Here is a 21,299-nt window from a genome sequence, read left to right as displayed (position 1 = left end):
CGCGCTCCGGAGGGGCGGCGGTCGGCGGGACTCCTTGCCCGTCGGCCACCGCCCCTGTGACACTTCGGAGCATGGGGCGACGTACACAGGCGGACCGGGACGCCATCACGGTCGAGATCGGCTACGCGCTCATCAGCGCGACCCTGGTCGCGGCACTGACCTTCGGTGCGATCGCGGGACCGAAGCTGATGTTCACCATGCCGTACGCAGCCGAACGCGGGCTGCTCTTCGCGGGCTTGGCGGCGGCCGGGATCGTCTTCGCCGTGCGCGTCGTGACCGTGCTGTGGCGCTTTTCCCGGGCGCCCGGTCAGCCGAGCCAGCCCGGCCGCACCAGCCCCGACTCGTAGGCCAGCACGACCAGTTGGGCCCGGTCCCGGGCACCGAGCTTCACCATGGTGCGGCTCACATGGGTTTTGGCGGTGAGCGGGCTGACGACCAGTCTGCGGGCGATCTCCTCGTTGGACAGCCCGATGCCGACCAGAGCCATCACCTCACGCTCCCGTTCGGTGAGTTTGCCGAGGCGCTCGGCGCGCGCGGGCGCCTTGGAGCGGGCCGCGAACTCCGCGATCAGCCGGCGCGTCACGCCTGGGGACAGCAGCGCGTCCCCCTCCACCACCGCCCGTACCGCACGCAGCAGTTCCTCCGGTTCGGTGTCCTTCACCAGGAAGCCCGACGCGCCGGAGCGGATCGCCTCGAAGACGTACTCATCGAGCTCGAAGGTGGTGAGCATGACCACCTTCACACCGTCCAGCCGCTCGTCCCCGGTGATCCGGCGGGTGGCGGCGAGGCCGTCCAGCAGCGGCATCCGGATGTCCATCAGCACGACATCGGGGCGCAGTTCACCCGCCAGCCGCACCGCCTCCCCGCCATCGGCAGCCTCGCCCGCCACCTCGATGTCCGGCTGCGCATCGAGCAGCGCTCTGAACCCTGCCCTGACCAGCAGTTGGTCGTCAGCGAGCAGTACCCGGATCACATCGTCTCCTTAGGCTGCACAGGGAGATCGGCCCACACCCTGAAGCCGCCGTCCGGCCTTGGACCGGCCTCGATCGTGCCACCGAGGGCGGCGGCCCGCTCCCGCATTCCGACGAGGCCGTTGCCGCTGCCGCCCGTGTCTGCCGCGGTGGCCGGGCCTTCATCGTCGATCCGCAGCCCGAGCCGGCCGGGCGCGTACGCCATCCGCACCCGCGCGGTGCGTGATCCGGAGTGCCGTACGACGTTGGTCAGGGCCTCCTGGACGATCCGGAACGCGGCCAGGTCCGTGCCGGGCGGCAGCGGCAAGGGCTCGCCCTCCGTCACGACCTCGACATTCAGTCCGGCGCTCGCGGCCTGTTCGACGAGCTCGGGCAGCCGGTCGAGACCGGGAGCGGGGGCGCGCGGGGCGTCTCCGGGCGTACGCAACGTGTCGAGCACCTGGCGCACCTCGCCCAGCGCCTCCTTGCTCGCCGCCTTGATGGTGGTGAGCGCGGTACGGGCCTGCTCCGGGTTCGTGTCGAGGAGCGCGAGGCCGACGCCCGCCTGGACATTGATGACCGAGATGGAGTGCGCGAGGACGTCGTGCAGTTCGCGCGCGATCCGCAGCCGCTCCTCGTCGGCGCGGCGCTTCTCGGCGGCGGCCCGCTCCTCGCGCTCACGGGCCCAGACCTCACGTCGTACGCGTACGAGCTCCGAGGCCGCGAGGATCGCCACCGCCCAGGCGGCGATGAACAGGTCCTGCCCCCAGGGCGTGGCATCGTCCTTATCGGGCGGCAGATAGTGGTAGAGCCAGTGCCCGATCAGCACCTGCCCCACCCAGAACCCGCCGACGGCCCACCAGGCGGCCCACCGGTGCCCGGAGACAACGGCCGCGAAAGCGGCCACGGCGAGGACGAAGAGGACAGGTCCGTAGGGATAGCCCGCACCGAAGTAGATGAGCACCACCACCGAGACGCCGAAGACGGAGACGACCGGCCATCGGTTGCGCAGCAGAAGCATCGCGGGGCCCGCCACCAGCAGCACCCGCGCGAAGGCGTCGATCGGCTCGCGGTCCGGCTGGCCGTGCGCCGCGAACCCCGATCCCACCATGACGAACACGGCCACGGCGAGGGTCGACGGCCACGGCAGTCTGGAGGCGTTCCGCCGCGCCTCCCATTGACGCAGCCGCGGTGGTCCGCCCCGTGCCCAGGGGGGACCACCGCACATTCCGGCGCGCTGCTCATCCATAACGACCACGCTAGACCGGCGCGGGCCCGCGGGCGTCAGCCAGGCGTGGCGATCACACGTACTCCCTGCGCAGTACGGAGATCAGGGCGAGGTCGACGTCGACCCGGTGCACACTGCTCTCAACCGCGAGCGCCGCTCGCCGGCACCAGCTGACGCAGGGAGATCGCCATGCCTCAGGCGCACTACATCAAGCCCGGCCGGTTCGACAACATCGTCAACGGCGCCATTGGCTGGCTCGCCCGCCGCGGCGTCAGCCTGATGGGCACCGCGGAGCTCTCCGTACGCGGCCGGACCAGCGGCGAATGGCGGCGCATCCCGGTCAACCCGCTGCCCTACGAGGGTGGCCCCTACCTGATCTCGGCGCGCGGCCACTCCCAGTGGGTGCGCAATCTGCGCGCGGCGGGCGGCGGGAAGCTTCAAGTGGGGCGCAAGACCCGGCAGTTCACCGCGGTGGAGCTGCCTGACGAGGAGAAGCCGGCCCTGCTGCGCAACTACCTCGAGCGCTGGGGCTGGGAGGTCGGCCGGTTCTTCGGGGAGATCAACGCCAAGTCCACGGACGAGGAGCTACTCGCCGCGGCGCCCAAGCACCCCGTCTTCCGGATCACCGTGACCAAGTGAGCCGCGGGGACCGAGCGCGCCGAGTGGCGCGGGGCGGTGGCCATGGACCCAGCGCCCCGCAGGGCCAGGCGCATCGCCCTGGGCACCCCGCCCCAGGCGCACCGGTCGGCTGAGCGCGCCGCTCAGACAGGCCACCCGACCCGGGCGCGCCGACCTGGGACGCCCGCCCGGCCAGGCGCGCCGCTCGGCCAGGCGCCCCCACCCAGTCACGCCACCCGAGGCATGCCGTTCGGTGAGGCCGCCCGGCCAGGCACAGAGCCCCAGGCGCCCGCAAGGCCAGGCGCCCCGCTCGGCCAGGCACCGACCCCAGGCACGCCGCCCGGCTGAGCGCGCCGCTGACAAGTACCTGACTGGGGCGCGCGCCTGCCCGGTACGCCTGCTGGGCCGGGCACAGCGTCCAGCCAGGCTCCCCGACCGCGCCGCTCAGCCAAGCGCCCAGCCCCGGACGCCCCGCCCCACGCGCGCCGCCCGGCTAGGCGCGCCGGTCCATCGCTTCCAGCGCCCGCCGCGCCATCCCGTGCGTACTCACAATCCCCGCCAGCGTCGTCGACCCGCGCGCGATGTCCGCGAACGCCTTCCACGCGGGCCTGAAGCCGGTGATCGCCGCATGCAGCAGCCCCGGGCGGCGCTCGAAGAGGGCGAGCATCCGCCGCCCGATCCCCATCTCCACACCCAGTCCCGCCTTGATCGCGAACGCGTAGTTCAGCGCCTGCCTGCGGGCGTCCACCGCATCGTGGGCCTCCGAGATCCGTACGGCCCACTCCCCCGCGAGCCGCCCCGACCGCAGCGCGAAGGAGATGCCCTCCCGGGTCCACGGCTCAAGGAGCCCGGCCGCGTCACCACAGACCAGCACCCGCCCGCGCGACAGCGGCGAGTCGTCGCTGCGGCACCGGGTCAGATGCCCCGAGGAGATCGCCGGCTCGAATCCGGCGAGCCCGAGGCGCGCGATGAAGTCCTCCAGATACCGCTTGGTCGCCGCGCCCTCGCCGCGGGCCGAGATCACCCCGACCGTCAGTGTCTCTCCCTTGGGGAACACCCAGCCGTAACTCCCGGGCATCGGCCCCCAGTCGATGAGCACCCTCCCCGCCCAGTCCTCGGCCACCGTCGCCGGCACCGGAATCTCCGCCTCCAGACCGAGGTCCACCTGGTCGAGCTTGACCCCGACATGCGCCCCTATCCGGCTGGCGCTGCCGTCCGCGCCGACGACCGCACGCGCGAGCACCGTCTCGCCGTCCGCCAGCACCACGGCGACCGTGCGTCGGTCCGGCACGGCAGATCCGTGCTGCTCGACCCGGGAGACCGTCGCACCCGTACGCAGCACGGCGCCCGCCTTCTGCGCCTGCTCGACCAGGCCGGCGTCGAACTCCGGACGGTTGATGAGGCCGAAGAGCATCCGCTTGGAGCGGCGTGTACGCGTCAGCCTGCCGTTCAGCGAGAAGGTGACGGCGTGCACCCTGTCCCGCAGCGGCAGCTCGAACCCGGGCGGCAGACTGTCGCGCGAGGGGCCGATGATCCCTCCGCCGCAGGTCTTGTAGCGGGGCAGCTCGGCCTTCTCCAGCAGGAGGACCTGACGGCCTGCGACTGCGGCGGCATATGCCGCCGAGGCTCCGGCGGGCCCGCCGCCGACCACGACGACATCCCACACCGGCTGGCCGTGCTCTCCTACGGCGTCTGCGTTCTCGCTGCTCACGATCTGCTACTGCTCCCCATCCAATGCGTGATCACGGTCTCGACGGCATCCTACGGCGCGGTCATTTCCCGCCCGTGGGAGGATCAACCGCACATTCGCCATACACAAATGGCACAACGTCGCACCCACAAGGAGCGTGCCCATGACCTCGAATCCGATCGCCGAGACCGTCGCCTCACTGATGCCCCGCGCCAAGGCGGAGCTGACCGAGCTGGTGGCCTTCCAATCGGTGGCGGACGTGGCCGTGGCGCCGAAGAGTGAGTGCGAGGCCGCCGCGAACTGGGTGGCCGGTGCGCTGCGCGCCGAGGGATTCCAGGATGTCGCGCTGCTCGACACCCCCGACGGTTCGCAGTCGGTGTACGGGCTGCTGCCCGGCCCCGAGGGTGCGCCGACAGTGCTGCTGTACGCGCACTACGACGTGCAGCCGAAGCTGGACGAGTCCGCGTGGGCGACCCCGCCGTTCGAGCTGACCGAGCGGAACGGCCGCTGGTACGGGCGTGGTGCCGCCGACTGCAAGGGCGGCTTCATCATGCATTTGCTCGCGCTGCGCGCCCTCAAGTCCAACGGCGGCATACCGGTCTCCGTGAAGATGATCGTGGAGGGCTCGGAGGAGCAGGGCACCGGCGGTCTGGAGCAGTACGCCGAGGCGCACCCGGAGCTGCTGACCGCCGATGCCGTCGTGATCGGCGACACCGGGAACTTCCGGGTGGGTCTGCCGACCGTGACAGCGACGCTGCGCGGCATGACGATGATCCGAGTCCGGATCGACACCCTCGAGGGCAATCTGCACTCGGGCCAGTTCGGTGGCGCCGCCCCCGACGCGCTGGCCGCGCTCATCCGCGTACTGGACTCGCTGCGTGCCGAGGACGGCTCGACGGTGATCGACGGGCTCCCGGCGCAGGCGCGGTGGGACGGACTGCAGTACTCCGAGGACGAGTTCCGCAAGGACGCCAAGGTCCTCGACGGTGTCGGACTGACCGGCAACGGCACGGTCGCCGACCGCGTCTGGGCGCGTCCCGCCGTCACCGTGATCGGCATCGACTGCCACCCGGTGGCCGGCGCGACCCCCTCCATCCCGGCGAGCGCCCGGGCGCAGATCAGCCTGCGGGTGCCGCCCGGCCAGGACGCCGCCGAGGCGACCGAGCTGCTGTTCGCGCACATCGAGAAGCACACGCCGTTCAACGCCCGGGTCTCGATGGAGCAGGTGGGTCAGGGTCAGGCCTTCCAGGCGGACGTCACCAGCCCCGCCTACACCTCGATGGCCGAGGCGATGCGCGTGGCGTACCCGGGAGAGGAGATGCAGGCCGCCGGCATGGGCGGCTCGATCCCGCTCTGCAACACGCTCGCCGCGCTCTACCCCGACGCGGAGATCCTGCTGATCGGCCTGAGCGAGCCGGAGGCGCAGATCCACGCGGTCAACGAGTCCGTGTCGCCCGAGGAGCTGGAGCGGCTCTCGGTCGCGGAGGCGCTCTTCCTGGTCAACTACGCCGAGTCCAAGAAGGTTGAGCGAGCGGGGCTTCAGCGCTCAGCGTAGATCGCCCCAAGCGTAGATCCGTGCGGCGGGCGTACGACGCTGCGTACGTTCGCCGCATGGACTTCGTCGAGGTACTTCCCCAACTGCACATGTTCCGCTTCCCGATCGGCCAGGCCTACCTCTGGCGCGACGGCGACGAGCTGACCTTGATCGACGCGGGAAATGTGCACGCCGCTCGGGACATCGAGGAGGCGATACGGAGCGTGGGCAAAAGCCCCGGCTCCATCCGCCGCATCGTGCTCACCCACTGCCACCGGGACCATGTGGGCGCGGCCGAGGAGCTGGCGGACCGGTACGGCGCGGAGGTGCTGGCCCACCGCCTCGACGCCCCCGTCGTCCGCGGCGAGATGCCCGTCCCCGAGCCGGTCCTGCTCGACTGGGAGGTTCCGCTGTACGAGCACGGGCTCACGGTGCCGCCGGCTCCGCCCACCCGGGTCGACCGCGAGCTCGAGGACGGCGACGAGCTCGGTTTCGGCGACGGGGCCGTGGTGGTCCATGCTCCAGGCCACACCGACGGCTCCATCGGCATCCATCTCCCCCGCCACGGCGTGCTGTTCACGGGCGACTGCGTCGCGGCGGTGGGTCAGGTGATGCTGGGCGTCTTCAATGTGGACCGCGCGCAGGCGGAGGTTTCGATGCGCCGCCTTGCCTCGCTCGCGCCGTCCACCGTGTGCTTCGGGCACGGCGACCCCCTGACCGAGGATGCCGCGGCGGTGCTGCGCGCCTCAGCCGACCGGAACCCCGGCCTCCAGGTTGAGCACGGTCCCGCGCTCACGCGCCCGTAGCGCCCAGCGGAGCCGCTCGTAGCGGGTCGGCGGCAGTAGCTGCGCCGCCTCCTGCTCGCCCACGAAGCGCCAGCCGCGCAGCTCCGATCCGGGCAGCAACACCCGTCCGGCTTCGGCGCTGTGCAGCCGGCCGCCGTCGAAGAGCAGCCGTAGCCCACCGAACCCGGGCGGCCGCGGCGGCTCCCAGTCGACCACCAACAGCCTTGGCACCTCGGCGAGTTCGATGCCGAGCTCTTCGGCCACCTCGCGCATTCCGCCGCGGGCGGGCGGCTCGCCTCGTTCGACGACTCCGCCAGGGAACTCCCAGCCCGGTTTGTAGGTCGGATCGACAAGCAGCACCCGGTCCTCCTCGTCGAAGAGCAGTACTCCGGCGGCGAGGGTTTCGGCGGTCGGCTCGGGCGTCTGCACGATCTCGCAGACCGCGGCGTCCCCGTTCCGTACCGCCTCGGCTATGTGCTCCGCCGTCTCATGAGGGTCCAGCCGGCTGGTGTCGATGACGTGGGCGTCGGCGCCGATCCAGTCGAGGGCGGCGAGATACGGCTCGAAATGGTCGTACGCCCATTGTCTGACGCGCTGGTCGGCGTCCGGGATGCCCAGCTCCTCGCGGGCGGCGATCCGCGCGCGCAGGATCGTTTCCTCCGGTCGAAGCAGCACATGGCGAACGGGAATCCGGCGGGAGGCGAGCCCGCCGAAGATCTCGTCGCGGTACTCCTGACGCAGCAGGGTCATCGGCACCACCAGCACACCGCCGAGCTCGGCCAGCAGCGCCGCCGCGGCGTCCACCACGAGCCGCCGCCAGATCGGCAGGTCCTGATAGTCGCTCACCTCGGCGAGACGCTTCGGCGGCAGCACGTGGCGCAGCCCGTCGCCGATGAGTTCGGGGTCGTACAGCGTGCTGTTCGGGATCAGATCGATCAGTTCGCGCGCGGTACTGGTCTTGCCCGCTCCGAACGCACCGTTGATCCAGACGATCACGGTTCCCCCTCTTCCGTAGCCCACAGTGGATTGCCCGCAACACCCTGCCACGGAAACCCGTGCAGACAACCGGCAGGCTGATCGCGGACACAACTGTGTCCTTGCTGTTGCCGGTTCACCACCGCCGCCCGGCACGCCGGTGCGTCTCCCCGTACGAACGGATGGCTTTCGCACGGCCGTGACACCCATGGGCGAAGCGCCGTTGGAGCTGGAGAGACAAGGGGGTGCGGGATGCGCCGTACGGTATTGGAGAGGTTTCCTGCCGGAGGCCCGCGTGGAAGCTGGCCGGCCGAGGAATTCGCCCGGGCCCGCCGGGACGAGGGTCTGGCGGCGGAGGTCGTGATGGACCTCGAATCGGATGCGTTCCTGGTGGTCCTGCCCAGGCAGACCGCGGACGCGGTCAGCTAGGACGCTCAGGACGCTCAGGACGCAGCGAGGCCCCCGCCCCGGACGGGGCCTCGCGCGCCCGTCAGCCCTTGGTGGAGCCGAGGGTGAGCCCGGCGATGAAGTGCCGCTGCAGCAGCAGGAAGACCAGCAGCGTCGGCAGCGCGACGATCACCGAGCCCGCGGCGAGCAGGTTGTAATCGGTGAAAAATTGGCCGCGGAGGTTGTTCAGCGCCGAGGTGATCGGGAGCTTGTCGCCGTCGGAGATGAAGACGAGCGCCCACAGAAAGTCGTTGTACATCCAGGTGAACTGGAGCGTGCCGAGCGCCGCGAGGGCGGGACGGCACAGCGGGAGCGTGATGCGCCAGTACTGCGTCCACACACTCGCGCCGTCCACGATCGCCGCCTCCAGGATCTCCTGCGGCAGGGTGCGCATGAAGTTGGCGAGTACGAAGACGCAGAATCCGATCTGGAAGCCGATCTGGACGGAGACGACGGCCCAGTACGAGTCGAACATCGTCATCGAGTCGGACATCCAGTACGGCAGCGGGATGCGGTTGAACAGCACGTACAGCGGAGTGACGATCACCTGCTGGGGCAGCAGATTGCCCGCGGTGAAGAGCATCAGCAGCAGGACCGAGCCTCGCATCCTCAGCCGTGCCACGGCGAAGGCCACGAACGAGGCGAAGAACAGCGCGAGCAGCACTCCCGGCACGGCGATGATGAGGGTGTTGACGAAGTACTTCGTCATGTCCGAGTCGCTGAAGGCCTGCTGGTAGTAGTCGAAGGAGAGTTTCTTCGGCAGCGAGAAGTACCCGTGCTCGGAGGTCTCGTCGTACGGCCTGAGCGAGGCGTAGACCGCGAGCAGGAGCGGCGCGAGGAAGGCCAGCGAGACGGTCATCAGGAAGGCGTGCAGGCCGAGCCGGCCGGGGCGCGGAAGGTGCTTGCGGGGCGCTGCCGTTGCTGTCGGGGTCGCGGCGGGCGCCGGGGCGGTGTCGAGCGTCATCGGTTCTTCTCCCCACGGATCTCCTGGACCAGATACGTCACGACGAATCCCATGGAGACGAGCAGCAGCACGACGGCGATGGCCGAGCCGAATCCGATCCGGCTGGCTTCGCCGATGATGTTGTCGGTGACGAGGACCGAGAGCAGTTCCAGGCCGTTTCTGCCCTTGTTGACGGCGTAGACGATGTCGAAGGCGCGCAGCGCTTCGATGACCGTGATGACCCCGACGATGACATTGACCGGCCGCAGGGTCGGGAAGACGACACGGAAGAAGGTCTGCGTCTCGCTCGCCCCGTCGATGGCGGCGGCTTCCTTCAACGAGGAGTCGACTGCTTTCAGCCCGGCCAGGTAGAGGATCATCACATAGCCGGTGTGCCGCCAGGCGGCGGCCAGCAGGATCATCCAGAGATTGAGGTCGGGGTCGCCGAGCCAGTCGGTGGGCGACTCGGTGTCGCCGAGGATCGCGTTGAGCGCGCCCTGGTCGCGGGAGAAGACCAGTTGGGCGATGAAGCCGACGACAGCGAGCGAAAGCACGACCGGCATGTACAGCGTCGACTGGTAGAAGCGGCTGAACCGTACGCCCTTGTCGATGAGGACGGCGAGCAGCAGGCCGAACGGGGTGGCTACCAGCCCGAGGAAGGCCAGCCAGAGCAGGTTGTGGCGGGCCGCCGGCCAGAACTGCGGATAGCTGGTGAAGAGGGTCTCGTAGTTCTTCGTGCCGACCCAGGAGATGTCTCCGATGCCGTCCCAACTGGTGAAGGAGAGCGCGACGGAGGCGAGGGTCGGCCCCCACACGATGGCCACGTCGAGCAGGACCGGTATGCCGAGCAGCACGCTGAGGACGGCGACGTCGCGGCGGGTGAACCTCCGCGGTCCTCGTCGTGCGGCCCGCCGTGAGACGCTCGCCTTCGTTCGCCCCCCGGTGTCCTTCGGGGTGCCCGCCTTCGGTTCCGGGCTGTGGGTCCCCCCGGACCCGCAGGGCCGGGGGGGCCGGTCCGGGCGTTGTCCCCCGGGAGATCGCAGCAGCGGCACGGGTGGTGGCTCCAAGTCGGTTTCGGCCGGTGTCGGTCAGTCTTCGGCGGCGAAGATGGTCTTCTTCTGCCTCTCGATGCTGTTGACCAACCCGTCCACGTCCTTCGGCTTGTTGATGAAGGTCTGAATGGCCGGGATCATCACGGTCGACGAGAAGTCGGGCCTGGTGTCGCGGTCGAGGAACTGCGAGATCTGCTTGGCGCCGGAGACGAGCTCGACGGCCTTCTTCTGCAGCGGGGTGTACTTGGAGAGGTCGGCCTCGTCGCTCACCGCGATGTTGTTGGGGTCACTGGCGAGGTAGATGTCCTCCGCCTTGCCGGTGGCCAGCCACTTCAGCAGGTCCTTGGCGCTCTCCATGGTCTTCGCGTTCTTGAGGTTCTTGGACTTCTTCGCGAGCAGGAAGCCGTCGATGGGCGCCTCGACGGCGTCCTGGCCGTGCTCCGGGTTGATCACCGGGAAGGGGAAGAAGTCGATGTCGGCCTGTTCGTCCTTGGGGAACTGCGCGCCGGGATGCGGGAGTCCGAAAACCGCCATACCCGCCTGCTTCTTCTGCAGGCTGGTGGCGGCCTCCTGCCAGGTGCGGCCGTTGGCGCCGGGCTGGCAGTACGGGAGGATGCTGCGCCAGGTGTCGAAGACTTCCTTGACGCGCTTGTCGGTCCACGCCTCCTTGCCCGCCATGAGGTTCTTGTGGAACTCGTATCCGTTACTGCGCATGTTGATGTAGTCGAAGGTGCCCATCGCGGGCCAGCCGTCCTTGTCGCAGAACGCGATGGGGACGAGTTTGTCCTTCTGCATCTGCCTGGCGAGCGCTATGTACTCGTCCAGCGTCTTGGGCGCCTGGTAACCGTGCTGCTGGAAGACGCTTTTGCGGTGGAAGACGGCCCACGGGTAGTAGTAGTACGGCGTGAGGTACTGCTTGCCGTCCTCGCCCGTCGACTGGGCCTTGAGAGCGGGCGAGAAGCCCTGGTAGCTCTCCCAGTTGTCGCTGATGTCGTGCAGCAGCCCCTTCTTGGCGAAGAACTGCATGCGGTAGCCCGCGAACCACATGAAGACATCGTCCGGCTTGCCCTGGAGATAGCGGTTGATGTTCTCCTGGAAGGTGTTGTGGTCAACGGTGTTGACCTTGACCTTCCGGCCGTCCTTGGACTGCTTCGCATACGCGGCGAAGGCATCGGCGAACGCCTTCTTCGGCACGGGGTCGGACGAGTTGGACCCCATGGTGATGGTCTTGCCGTCCCCGCCGGGGCCACCGCCGCAGGCAGCGAGCAACGAGGGCAGCGCGATCGCACCCGCACCCGCCGCCGCACCCCGCAGCAGATTCCGCCGGGACATCCGATGTCCTGCCACGCTCCCGGGCGCGGCAGAACCGTTGAACGATGACTGCGCCATGTCCCCTCCTCCGGGATGCAACTCAACACAACCCAACGCGAGGATTGGATCTCACTCCCAAGAAGTGGCGTCGTCAAGGGTTTTGGCGAGACATCGAGCAACCGTTACCGCATCTCTTCCAACAGACTCCAACACGGCCTACCGTAAACGCTCGCCACTGACACACACGTGCCGTCATCCCAATACGCGCGAGTACGGAGGAACGTTACGATGCGTCACCTTCCCACCCGCACTACCCGCCATAGAGTCGTCGGAGCGCTGGCCGCCGCGCTGCTCTGCGCGGCAGGACTGGGCACTGAGGCCGTCGCCTCGGGCACCCCGGCCGCCCAGGCCGCGCCGGCCGAACCCGCACCGGCCGGCGCGCAGCTCGGCGAAGGGCTCGCCCCGACCCCTCCGATGGGGTTCAACAACTGGAACTCCACCCACTGCCGGGCGGAGTTCAACGAGGCGATGGTCAAGGGGATCGCCGACATCTTCGTCGCGAAAGGCCTCAAGGAAGCCGGGTACGAGTACGTCAATCTGGACGACTGCTGGGCGCTGCCGCAGCGCGACGCGAACGGCAAGCTCGTCCCCGACCCGGAGCGCTTCCCAAGCGGCATCAAGGCCGTCGCCGACTATGTCCACGCCAAGGGACTGAAGTTCGGCATCTACACCAGCGCGGGGACCAAGACCTGCAACGCCGCGGGCTTCCCCGGCGGGCTCGGCCACGAGTACAGCGACGCGCGGCAGTTCGCCGAGTGGGGCGTCGACTACCTCAAGTACGACAACTGCAACAACCAGGGCGTGGACGCCAAGCTCCGCTACAACACAATGCGAGACGCCCTGAACGCCACCGGTCGCGCAATCGTCTACAGCATCTGCGAGTGGGGCGAGAGCAAGCCCTGGGAGTGGGCAGCGGACGTCGGACAGCTCTGGCGCACCACCGGGGACATCAGCGACAACTGGGGTTCCATGTTGTCGATCATGAAGCGGAATCTGCCACTGGCGCAGTACGCGGGCCCCGGACACTGGAACGACCCCGACATGCTGGAGGTCGGCAATGGCGGCATGACGGACACGGAGTACCGCTCCCATTTCTCGATGTGGTCGGTCATGGCCGCTCCGCTGCTGATCGGCTCAGATCTGCGCAAGGCGCCCGCCTCCGCCTTCGAGATCCTCGGCAACCGCGAGGTCATCGCCGTCGACCAGGACCCACTGGGCAAGCAGGGCACGGTCATCAGCTCCGAGGGAGGCCGCTGGGTGGTGGCCAAGGAGATGCGGGACGGCAGCCGCGCGGTCGCGCTCTTCAACGAGAGCGGCAGCCCGCAGCGGATCGCCACCACGGCCAAGGCAGTCGGGCTGCCGGACGCCCCCGGCTACCGGCTGCGCGATCTGTGGCAGCACACCGACGCCAACACCGCGGGGACGATCTCCGCGACGGTGCCCGCGCACGGCACGGTGCTGGTGCGCGTCTCGAGGGACCGCGACTGGGCGCTGCTGCCGCCGGCCGTCGAAGTGAGCGCTGACGAGGGGCTGATGGCCGAGGCGGGCCAGAGCGGGAAGCTCACCTCGACCGTCACCGATCTCGGCCGTACGCCTGCGCTCGCTGTCTCCGTCGCACTGACCGGACCCGAGGGCTGGCGCGTCAAGGCCACGTCCAGGGCCACCGCCGCGGTGCTCACCAGCGGAAGGAAGCTGACGACGGGCTGGGAGGTCGCTGTGCCGCCGGGCGCGGCCCCAGGTTCGTACGCACTGACCCTGACGGCGAAGTACAGCTCGTCGACCGGGCAGCGGCTGACAGCGACCGTGCCCGGCAGTGTGCATGTGGTCGTCGCGCCGCCCGCCGGTCAGTCGTATCTCAGCGATCTCGGCGCGCTGAGCGCGGCGAACGGCTGGGGTCCGGTGGAGAAGGACACCAGCAATGGCGAGAGCGGGACGGGCGACGGAAAGCCGATCACCATCGGCGGCCAGGTCTTCGCCAAGGGGCTCGGCGTACACGCCGCGAGCGCGGTCGAGTACTACTCCGGCAGCCGGTGCACCACGGTGAGCGCGCAAGTCGGTGTGGACGACGAGAAGGGGACGCGCGGTACGGTCGCCTTCGAGATCTGGGCGGACGGAACGAAGGCCGCGTCGACGGGCGTCCTGACCAACACCATGCCCGCACAGCCGATTTCGGCGGATGTCAGTGGGGCGAAGGTCGTACGTCTGGTGGTCACCGACGGCGGGGACGGCGTCGACTCCGACCACGCCGACTGGGCCGATCTCAGGATCGACTGCTGACCACCGCTGCCGCTTCGCCGCGACGGCCGAGCGAGGCGGCAGCCGCCGCACCCACCAGACCCGCGTCCGTGCCCGTCAGGGCAGGAGCCACGGTCAGCCGCTGCACGAAGGAGAGCGTGGCGTAGTCGCGCAGCGAACGGCGCAGGGGGGTGAAGAGCACCTCGCCCGCGTTCGCCACTCCCCCGCCGATCACGGCGATTTCGATCTCGACGAGGGTCGCGGTGGCGGCGATCCCGGCGGCGAGCGCCTGGGCCGCGCGCTCGAAGGAAGCAATGGCGACCGGGTGTCCGGCCCGGGCCGCGGCGGCCACCGCGGCCGCCGAGGTGTCACCGTCGGGACCCGGCCGCCAGCCGCCCTCCAGGGCCCGGCGCGCGATGTTCGGGCCGCTGGCGATGCGCTCGACGCAGCCGCGGGCGCCGCAGGGGCACAGATCGCCGTCGAGGTCGACGCTGATGTGGCCGATGTGCCCGGCGTTGCCGGTGGGCCCGGGGTGAAGCTTCCCGCCGAGGACCAGTCCGCCGCCGACGCCCGTGGAGACCACCATGCACAGAGCGTTGTCGTAGCCGCGGGCCGCGCCCTGCCAGTGCTCGGCCGCGGTCATCGCGACACCGTCGCCCACCAGCTCGACGGGCAGCCCGTCGACGGCCCTGCGCACCCGCTCGACCAGCGGAAAGGCACGCCAGCCCGGGACGTTGACCGGGCTGACCGTGCCGGCCGACGCGTCCACCGGACCGGCGCTGCCGATGCCCACGGCCGACGCGCGCGCCCAGAGCGGGGAGAGCGCCAGCTCGGCGAGGACTCCGTCGACGGCGCGCATCACGCTCTCGCCGTCCTCCTTTGCGGGTGTCGGGCGCTGGGCCCGCACGAGGATCCTGCCGCTGCCGTCCACCAACGCGCCGGCGATCTTGGTTCCGCCGATGTCCAGCGCGGCGACGAGGTCGGTATGCATCGGTGTCGGATCCCCCGGGGAGCTGGTCGGACCTGCGGATTCGGTAACAGTCTCCATTCCCCTGACAACGTTGTCCAGGGCCTATGCTCGACGCCACACCCTCGCACACCCCCGGACGACGACAGGACAGCGCACTGTGGCAGAGACCGACCATCCCCTGCCTTCGCCCGGACGCCCTCGAGGTCCCGAGCCCCGCTACGGCAATCGGCCGACCATGAAAGACGTCGCCGCCCGCGCCGGCGTCGGCCTCAAGACGGTTTCGCGAGTGGTCAACGGGGAGGCCGGTGTCACACCCGACACGGAGCGCCGGGTGCAGGAGGCCATCGAGTCCCTCGGCTTTCGCCGCAACGACAGCGCGCGCGTGCTGCGCAAGGGCCGCACCGCCTCCATCGGCCTCGTCCTGGAGGACCTCGCCGACCCCTTCTACGGCCCGCTGAGCCGCGCCGTCGAGGAGGTCGCCCGGTCCCATGGCGCGCTGCTCATCAACGGCTCCAGCGCCGAGGACCCGGAGCGCGAGCAGGAGTTGGTGCTGGCCCTGTGCGCCCGCCGGGTCGACGGCCTGATCGTGATCCCGGCCGGCCACGACCACCGCTATCTGGAGCCCGAGATCAAGGCCGGCATCGCGACGGTGTTCGTGGACCGCCCCGCCGGGCAGATCGACGCGGACGTGGTGCTCTCCGACAGCTTCGGCGGCGCCCGCGCAGGCGCGGCCCATCTGATCGCGCACGGGCACCGCCGTATCGGCTTCATCGGCGACCAGCCGCGGATCCACACGGCCGTCGAGCGGCTGCGCGGCTACCGCACCGCCATGGAGGACGCCGGGCTCCGTGTGAACGACGCCTGGGTCTCGCTGGGCTCCACCGCGCCGGAACGGGTGCGGGCCGCCGTCACCGCGATGCTGACCGGGCCCGACCCGGTCACCGCGATCTTCGCGGGCAACAACCGGGTGACGGTCACGGCGGTACGGGTCCTGGCCGAGCGCGAACGGCCGGTCGCCCTGGTCGGCTTCGACGACATCGAACTCGCCGACCTGCTCGGGATCACGGTGATAGCCCAGGACGCGGCGACCCTGGGGCGTACCGCCGCGGAACGGCTGTTCCGCCGCCTCGACGGCGTGGACGACGAGCCCTCGCAAGTGGCGCTGGAGACGGTGCTCATCCCGCGCGGCTCGGGCGAGATCCCGCCGTCAGCAGACGGGTAGGCCGGGCACCGGCCGGTCGTTGTCGCCGCCCTCGATGTAGACGTCGCTGACGAACACATTGGTGTTGCCGCTGTCGTCGTCGGTCCTGGCCCACCAGACGTTCGTCCACTGGCCGGAGGTCTCGCGGCGGCCCAGATTCTGCTGGCAGTAGAAGTAGTTGGTGCCCGCGTTGAGCACGCCCTTCTCGGTGCCGGACGCGGTGTACGACTTCGCCTGCTTCCAGACCTGGCAGTTGTACTTACCGCCGCCGATCGAGTGGCAGACGGGCGCAGGGTCCGGGTCGGAACCTCCGGTCGTCGAGCCGCCGCTGGTGGAGGTGCCGCCGCCCGTGGTGGTCGAGCCGGTCGACCCGCCGCCGGTCGTGCCCGAGGAGCCGCCGCCGGTCGAGCCGCTGACCGATCCACCAGAGTCCGGGCCACCAGAGTCAGATCCTCCGGTTCCCGTGCCGGGCGCGGGCGGCTTGGCGGACTGGCTGGGCGACTTGGTGGCGCCCTGCCGGGTGGGCTTGGTGCCCGCGCTCTGCTTGCCGCCGGAGGCGCTTGCGACCGGACCTCCCCGTGCGCCCGAACTCCCCGCCGGGCTCTCGGCCCCGCCGCCCGCGAGCTCCTGGCCGCCCGATCCGTCACGGCCGACGAGGGCGTACGTCACGCCTCCACCTGTGAGCAGGACGGCGAGGACCGCGGCCGCCACCAGGACCTTCGCGCGACCGCCGCCGCGATCACCTGACGTGGGTGGAGCGGCCGGGGCGGGCGCGGGTATCGGCGCGGGAGCGGGCGGGGCCGGGGGCTGCGCCGCCGCCGGACCGAAGCCCTCGGGCCGGTGCGGCGTCGCGTTGAGCACGGTCGGCACCCGGGTCGCCGGATCCGGTGCGGCCTGCGGCACTGTCCCCAGCGCCGCGGTCGAGGCGCCGGTGTCCCGGCCCGCCGCCACGGCGGCGAGCAGCCTCGCGGCGGTGTCCGCGTCGGGGCGCCGCGCCGGGTCCTTGTCCATGAGCTGCCGCAGTACGGGACCGAGTGCGCCGGCCCGCAGCGGCTCGGGCAGCGGCTCCACCACGATCGCGTTCAGCGTCGACCAGGTGGAGGTGCGGCGGAACGGGGCCGCGCCCTCCACTGCTGCGTACAGCGTGGCGCCGAGCGCCCAGATGTCGGACGCGGGACCGGGGTCCTGGCCCTGGGCCCGCTCGGGCGCCAAGTAGTCGAGGGAGCCGACCAGTTCGCCGCTGCGTGTCAGATGGGTGGTGGAGCCGTCGCCGGGGTCGTCCATCGCCGCGATGCCGAAGTCGGTGAGCACCACCCGGCCCCCGCGGTCCAGCAGCACATTGCCGGGCTTCACGTCGCGGTGCAGCACCCCGGCGCGGTGGGCGGCGCCCAGCGCCTCCATCACCGTGGCTCCGACTGCTGCCACCTCGCGCGCGTCCATGACGCCGCGCTCGCCGAGCACATCGTCCAGCGAGGGGCCGTCGATGAACTCCATCACGATGACCGGACGGCCCTCGTGTTCGGTGACGTCATGGACGGCGATGACCGCGGGGTGGCGTACGCGGGCTGCCGCGCGGGCCTCTCGCTGCATCCGCACTCGGAGGTCGGCCAGTTCGGGACCCGACGAGTCGCTGTAGGTGCGCAGTTCCTTGACGGCGACCTCGCGGCCGAGCACCTCGTCGAAGGCGCGCCAGACGATGCCCATGCCGCCGCGGCCCAGCTGTTCGATCACCCGGTAACGGCCGGCGAGCCGCTCGTTCTCCCCCGAAGACACCGCTGCCCCGATCCCTGTTGCGACTGTGGTCGCGTACAGACTAGGGGGCAGCGCTGACAGCTCCGGCGACTGTTACTTGGCTGTGGCCGTGAGGTCCCCTCGGCGCGGCGAGGCGAATCCGTTCAGATCGTCACGGGTCAGACCGGTGAGCCGGGCGACCTCCGCGGTGTCGAGAGCGCCGCAGTCGATGCCGCGCAGCAGATAGCCGCTGAGCGCCTTGGCGGTAGCGGGCTCGTCCATGACATCGCCGCCCGCGTGGCCGGCGTAAGCGGACAGCCTCGCGGCGGCCTGCTCGAAGCCTTCGCGGTAGAAGGCGAACACGGCGGCGTAGCGGGTCGGCAGGTGGCCGGGGTGCATGTCCCAGCCCTGGTAGTAGGCGCGGGCCAGGGCGCGGCGGGTCAGGCCGTAGTGCAGCCGCCAGGCGTCGTGGACCTTCTCCGTGGTGCCGACCGGGAGGACGTTGGTGGAGCCGTCCGAGACGCGTACACCGGTGCCCGCGGCCGCGACCTGCATGACGGCCTTGGCATGGTCGGCGGCCGGGTGGTCGCCGGCCTGGTAGGCGGCGCTGACGCCGAGGCAGGCGCTGTAGTCGAAGGTCCCGTAGTGCAGTCCGGTGGCCCGGCCGTCCGCGGCGTCGATCATCCGCGCCACCGCGGCGGTGCCGTCTGCGGCGAGGATGGACTGGCTGGTCTCGATCTGTATCTCGAAGCCGATCCGGCCGGCGTCCAGACCGCGCGCCTTCTCGAACTCCTCCAGCAGCCGCACCATCGCGGTGACCTGCTCGGTGTACGTGACCTTGGGAAGGGTCAGGACCAGACCGCCGGGCAGACCGCCGGACTCGACGAGACCGGTGAGGAAGATGTCGAGGGTGCGGATGCCCCTGTCGCGTACGGCGGCCTCCATGCACTTCATGCGGATGCCCATGTACGGGGCGGCGGTGCCCCGCGCGTACGCCTCACTGATCAGGCGGGCGGCGCGGGCCGCGTGCGCGTCCTCCTCGGCGTCGCCGCGGCCGCCGTAGCCGTCCTCGAAGTCGATGCGCAGGTCCTCGACGGGCTCGCGCTCCAGCTTGGCCCGTACGCGGTCGTACACCGGGGCCGCGAGCTCGCCGGAGAGGCCGAGGACTGCGGCGAGGGACGCGGCGTCCGGGGCGTGCTCGTCGAGCGCGGCGAGCGCCTGGTCACCCCAGGAGCGGATGGTGTCGGCGGCGAAGACGTCACCGGGTACGTAGACCGTGTGGACAGGCTGGCGAGTGCCGGGGTCTCCCGGGTAGCGGCGGGCGAGCTCCGCGTCCACCGGTGCGAGGGAAGCGCTGATGCCCTCGCTGACCGCTCCGGCGAGGCTCCTTGCCACCTTCTCCTGCTGACCCATCCCTGCACCCTCCCGCTTTCCGCTCCACGGAATCAACAATCCGTATAGCGAAGCTAGTAGGCGGCTAAGACCTGCGTCAATGGTCCCCCGCAACAGGCCGGGGCCGCGCGGTGAAGATCACCGTGCGGCCCCGGTCCGTACCGAAAGCGGAGGTCAGCCCTTGCGCGCCTGAACCTCTTCGGTGAGCTGCGGGACGACCTCGAAGAGGTCGCCGACCACGCCGTAGTCGACCAGGTCGAAGATCGGGGCCTCGGCGTCCTTGTTGATGGCCACGATGGTCTTCGAGGTCTGCATGCCGGCCCGGTGCTGGATCGCGCCGGAGATGCCCGAGGCGATGTACAGCTGCGGGGAGACCGACTTGCCGGTCTGGCCGACCTGGTTGGAGTGCGGGTACCAGCCGGCGTCCACGGCGGCGCGCGAGGCGCCGACGGCCGCGCCGAGCGAGTCGGCCAGCGACTCGATGATGTGGAAGTTCTCGGCGCCGTTGACGCCGCGGCCGCCGGAGACCACGATCGCGGCCTCGGTCAGCTCGGGGCGGCCGGTGGACTCGCGCGGGGTGCGCGAGACGACCTTGGTGCCGGTGGCCTTCTCGGAGAAGGTGACGTTGAGCGCCTCGACGGCGCCCGCGGCCGGAGCGGCCTCCACGGCGGCCGAGTTCGGCTTGACCGTGATGACCGGAGTGCCCTTGGAGACACGGGACTTGGTGGTGAAGGACGCGGCGAACGCGGACTGCGTGGCCACCGGGCCCTCGTCGCCGGCCTCGAGGTCGACGGCGTCGGTGATGATGCCGGAGCCGATACGGACCGCGAGGCGGGCCGCGATCTCCTTGCCCTCGGCGGAGGACGGGACGAGCACGGCGGCCGGGGAGACGGCCTCGTACGCGGCCTGCAGCGCGTCCACCTTCGGTACGACGAGGTAGTCGGCGAACTCGGGGGCGTCGGCGGTCAGAACCTTGACCGCGCCGTGCTCGGCGAGCACGGGGGCGGTGGCCTCGGCGCCGGAGCCCAGCGCGACGGCGACCGGCTCGCCGATGCGGCGGGCCAGGGTCAGCAGCTCGAGGGTGGGCTTGCGGACGGCGCCGTCCACGTGGTCGACATAGACGAGAACTTCAGCCATGGGATTGGTCTCCTGCGAATGCGAAGTATCTGGGGGCGGTTGGGGATATGGCCGAAGCTCAGATGAACTTCTGGCTCGCGAGGAACTCCGCGAGCTGCTTGCCGCCCTCGCCCTCGTCCTTGACGATCGTGCCGGCGGTACGGGCCGGACGCTCGGCGGCCGAGTCCACAGCGGTCCAGGCGCCCTCGAGGCCGACCTCGTCGGCGTCGATCTCGAGGTCCTCCAGGTCCAGGGACTCCACCGGCTTCTTCTTGGCGGCCATGATGCCCTTGAAGGACGGGTAGCGGGCCTCGCCCGACTGGTCCGTCACGGACACGACGGCCGGCAGGGACGCCTCGAGCTGCTCGCTCGCGGTGTCGCCGTCACGGCGGCCCTTCACGACGCCGCCCTCGACGGAGACCTCGGAGAGCAGCGTGACCTGCGGAACGCCCAGGCGCTCGGCGAGAATCGCCGGCAGCACGCCCATGGTTCCGTCCGTCGAGGCCATACCGGCGATGACCAGGTCGTAACCGGTCTTCTCGATCGCCTTGGCGAGCACGAGCGAGGTGCCCATGACGTCGCTGCCGTGCAGGTCGTCGTCCTCGACGTGGACGGCCTTGTCGGCACCCATGGACAGAGCCTTGCGCAGCGCGTCCTTGGCGTCCTCGGGACCGACGGTCAGCACGGTGATCTCCGCATCGCCGTCGAAGTCACCGGCGATCTGCAGCGCCTGCTCGACCGCGTACTCATCCAGTTCCGACAGCAGGCCGTCGACGTCGTCGCGGTCGACGGTCAGGTCATCGGCGAAGTGCCGGTCGCCGGTGGCGTCGGGCACGTACTTCACACAGACAACGATCCTCAAGCTCACGCCGGCTCTCCTACTGCATCGTCTCTACTGGGCTGCCTTGCACGCAGCATAGGCGTCTGATGGGGCGGATTCCGGTCGGGGCGGGCCGCGCTCCGAACGAAATATTACTCGCCAGTACCCTCAGTACATCCAGTTCATTCCCGGTAAGCAAGCGCTTTGCACTGTGACCTTGCCAACGCTCCGTAACCGAGGG

19 protein-coding genes are annotated in these 21,299 nt (G+C 70.4%); 7 read left to right on the top strand and 12 right to left on the bottom strand.

Annotated features, from left to right (window positions below):
- Nucleotides 1-71: 71 nt before the first annotated feature.
- Nucleotides 72-347 (top strand): DUF6332 family protein, encoded by a 276-nt coding sequence (locus J7E87_RS04565; protein WP_215090134.1) that lies wholly within the window; start codon nt 72-74, stop codon nt 345-347.
- Here J7E87_RS04565 and J7E87_RS04560 read toward each other — a convergent pair.
- Both J7E87_RS04560 and J7E87_RS04555 read right to left on the bottom strand, forming a co-directional pair.
- Nucleotides 308-973, bottom strand: coding sequence for a response regulator transcription factor (locus J7E87_RS04560; protein WP_215090132.1), 666 nt, complete (start codon nt 971-973; stop codon nt 308-310). The genes J7E87_RS04565 and J7E87_RS04560 overlap by 40 nt on opposite strands.
- Nucleotides 970-2,199 carry a sensor histidine kinase gene (locus J7E87_RS04555; protein WP_215090130.1) on the bottom strand — a complete coding sequence of 410 codons (1,230 nt, stop codon included), beginning with the start codon at nt 2,197-2,199 and terminating at the stop codon, nt 970-972. Before J7E87_RS04555 ends, J7E87_RS04560 begins: the two co-directional genes overlap by 4 nt.
- Before the next feature lie 168 nt (nt 2,200-2,367).
- On the opposite strand from J7E87_RS04555, the gene J7E87_RS04550 reads away from it, so the two are divergent.
- Complete coding sequence (locus J7E87_RS04550; protein ID WP_215090128.1) at nt 2,368-2,817, top strand: nitroreductase family deazaflavin-dependent oxidoreductase; 450 nt, start codon at nt 2,368-2,370, stop codon at nt 2,815-2,817.
- A 472-nt stretch (nt 2,818-3,289) separates the two neighbouring features.
- On the opposite strand, the gene J7E87_RS04545 is transcribed toward J7E87_RS04550, so the two are convergent.
- Nucleotides 3,290-4,507, bottom strand: a complete 1,218-nt coding sequence (locus J7E87_RS04545) for a geranylgeranyl reductase family protein (protein WP_215090127.1) — start codon at nt 4,505-4,507, stop codon at nt 3,290-3,292.
- Between the two features lie 142 nt (nt 4,508-4,649).
- Between J7E87_RS04545 and J7E87_RS04540 the strand changes: the two genes are divergently transcribed.
- Nucleotides 4,650-6,041, top strand: a complete 1,392-nt coding sequence (locus J7E87_RS04540) for a dipeptidase (RefSeq protein WP_215090125.1) — start codon at nt 4,650-4,652, stop codon at nt 6,039-6,041.
- A gap of 56 nt (nt 6,042-6,097) precedes the next feature.
- A complete protein-coding gene (locus J7E87_RS04535; RefSeq protein WP_215090123.1) occupies nt 6,098-6,826 on the top strand; it encodes an MBL fold metallo-hydrolase in 729 nt (242 codons plus the stop codon).
- Here J7E87_RS04535 and J7E87_RS04530 read toward each other — a convergent pair.
- Nucleotides 6,767-7,801: an NUDIX hydrolase gene (locus J7E87_RS04530; protein WP_215090121.1), complete on the bottom strand. Its 1,035-nt coding sequence runs from the start codon at nt 7,799-7,801 to the stop codon at nt 6,767-6,769. The two genes, J7E87_RS04535 and J7E87_RS04530, sit on opposite strands and share 60 nt — an antisense overlap.
- A gap of 231 nt (nt 7,802-8,032) precedes the next feature.
- On the opposite strand from J7E87_RS04530, the gene J7E87_RS04525 reads away from it, so the two are divergent.
- Complete coding sequence (locus J7E87_RS04525) at nt 8,033-8,209, top strand: hypothetical protein (RefSeq protein WP_215090119.1); 177 nt, start codon at nt 8,033-8,035, stop codon at nt 8,207-8,209.
- 61 nt (nt 8,210-8,270) lie between these two features.
- Here J7E87_RS04525 and J7E87_RS04520 read toward each other — a convergent pair whose 3' ends face one another.
- The 3 genes from J7E87_RS04520 to J7E87_RS04510 are packed head-to-tail and all read right to left on the bottom strand — an operon-like array spanning nt 8,271 to nt 11,554.
- The gene (locus tag J7E87_RS04520) at nt 8,271-9,191 is read right to left on the bottom strand and encodes a carbohydrate ABC transporter permease (RefSeq protein WP_215090117.1); all 921 of its coding nucleotides are present in this window, start codon (nt 9,189-9,191) and stop codon (nt 8,271-8,273) included.
- On the bottom strand, nt 9,188-10,222 hold the full coding sequence (locus J7E87_RS04515; RefSeq protein WP_374195138.1) for a carbohydrate ABC transporter permease: 1,035 nt from the start codon (nt 10,220-10,222) through the stop codon (nt 9,188-9,190). The genes J7E87_RS04520 and J7E87_RS04515 overlap by 4 nt, the downstream gene beginning before the upstream one ends.
- 36 nt (nt 10,223-10,258) lie before the next feature.
- Nucleotides 10,259-11,554, bottom strand: coding sequence for an ABC transporter substrate-binding protein (locus J7E87_RS04510; RefSeq protein ID WP_215090458.1), 1,296 nt, complete (start codon nt 11,552-11,554; stop codon nt 10,259-10,261).
- A gap of 267 nt (nt 11,555-11,821) precedes the next feature.
- Between J7E87_RS04510 and J7E87_RS04505 the strand changes: the two genes are divergently transcribed.
- Nucleotides 11,822-13,870, top strand: coding sequence for an NPCBM/NEW2 domain-containing protein (locus J7E87_RS04505; protein ID WP_215090115.1), 2,049 nt, complete (start codon nt 11,822-11,824; stop codon nt 13,868-13,870).
- Here J7E87_RS04505 and J7E87_RS04500 read toward each other — a convergent pair.
- Nucleotides 13,854-14,819 carry an ROK family protein gene (locus J7E87_RS04500; protein ID WP_215090113.1) on the bottom strand — a complete coding sequence of 322 codons (966 nt, stop codon included), beginning with the start codon at nt 14,817-14,819 and terminating at the stop codon, nt 13,854-13,856. The two genes, J7E87_RS04505 and J7E87_RS04500, sit on opposite strands and share 17 nt — an antisense overlap.
- 214 nt (nt 14,820-15,033) lie before the next feature.
- Here J7E87_RS04500 and J7E87_RS04495 point away from each other — a divergent pair, with 214 nt between their 5' ends.
- Nucleotides 15,034-16,020, top strand: a complete 987-nt coding sequence (locus tag J7E87_RS04495) for a LacI family DNA-binding transcriptional regulator (RefSeq protein ID WP_215090111.1) — start codon at nt 15,034-15,036, stop codon at nt 16,018-16,020.
- Here J7E87_RS04495 and J7E87_RS04490 read toward each other — a convergent pair.
- The 4 genes from J7E87_RS04490 to J7E87_RS04475 form a co-directional block, all read right to left on the bottom strand.
- Nucleotides 16,006-17,772, bottom strand: a complete 1,767-nt coding sequence (locus J7E87_RS04490; protein ID WP_215090109.1) for a serine/threonine-protein kinase — start codon at nt 17,770-17,772, stop codon at nt 16,006-16,008. The two genes, J7E87_RS04495 and J7E87_RS04490, sit on opposite strands and share 15 nt — an antisense overlap.
- A gap of 72 nt (nt 17,773-17,844) precedes the next feature.
- On the bottom strand, nt 17,845-19,143 hold the full coding sequence (locus J7E87_RS04485; protein WP_215090108.1) for an aldolase/citrate lyase family protein: 1,299 nt from the start codon (nt 19,141-19,143) through the stop codon (nt 17,845-17,847).
- Nucleotides 19,144-19,296: 153 nt separating this feature from the next.
- The gene (locus tag J7E87_RS04480; RefSeq protein WP_215090105.1) at nt 19,297-20,259 is read right to left on the bottom strand and encodes an electron transfer flavoprotein subunit alpha/FixB family protein; all 963 of its coding nucleotides are present in this window, start codon (nt 20,257-20,259) and stop codon (nt 19,297-19,299) included.
- 58 nt (nt 20,260-20,317) lie between these two features.
- A complete protein-coding gene (locus J7E87_RS04475; RefSeq protein ID WP_215090103.1) occupies nt 20,318-21,106 on the bottom strand; it encodes an electron transfer flavoprotein subunit beta/FixA family protein in 789 nt (262 codons plus the stop codon).
- Nucleotides 21,107-21,299: the final 193 nt, after the last annotated feature.

The organism is Streptomyces sp. ISL-1, from assembly GCF_018614585.1.
Taxonomy (GTDB): domain Bacteria; phylum Actinomycetota; class Actinomycetes; order Streptomycetales; family Streptomycetaceae; genus Streptomyces; species Streptomyces maoxianensis.
The sequence above is the reverse complement of the archived record's forward strand: the minus strand, read 5'-3'. Positions and strand labels throughout refer to the sequence as shown.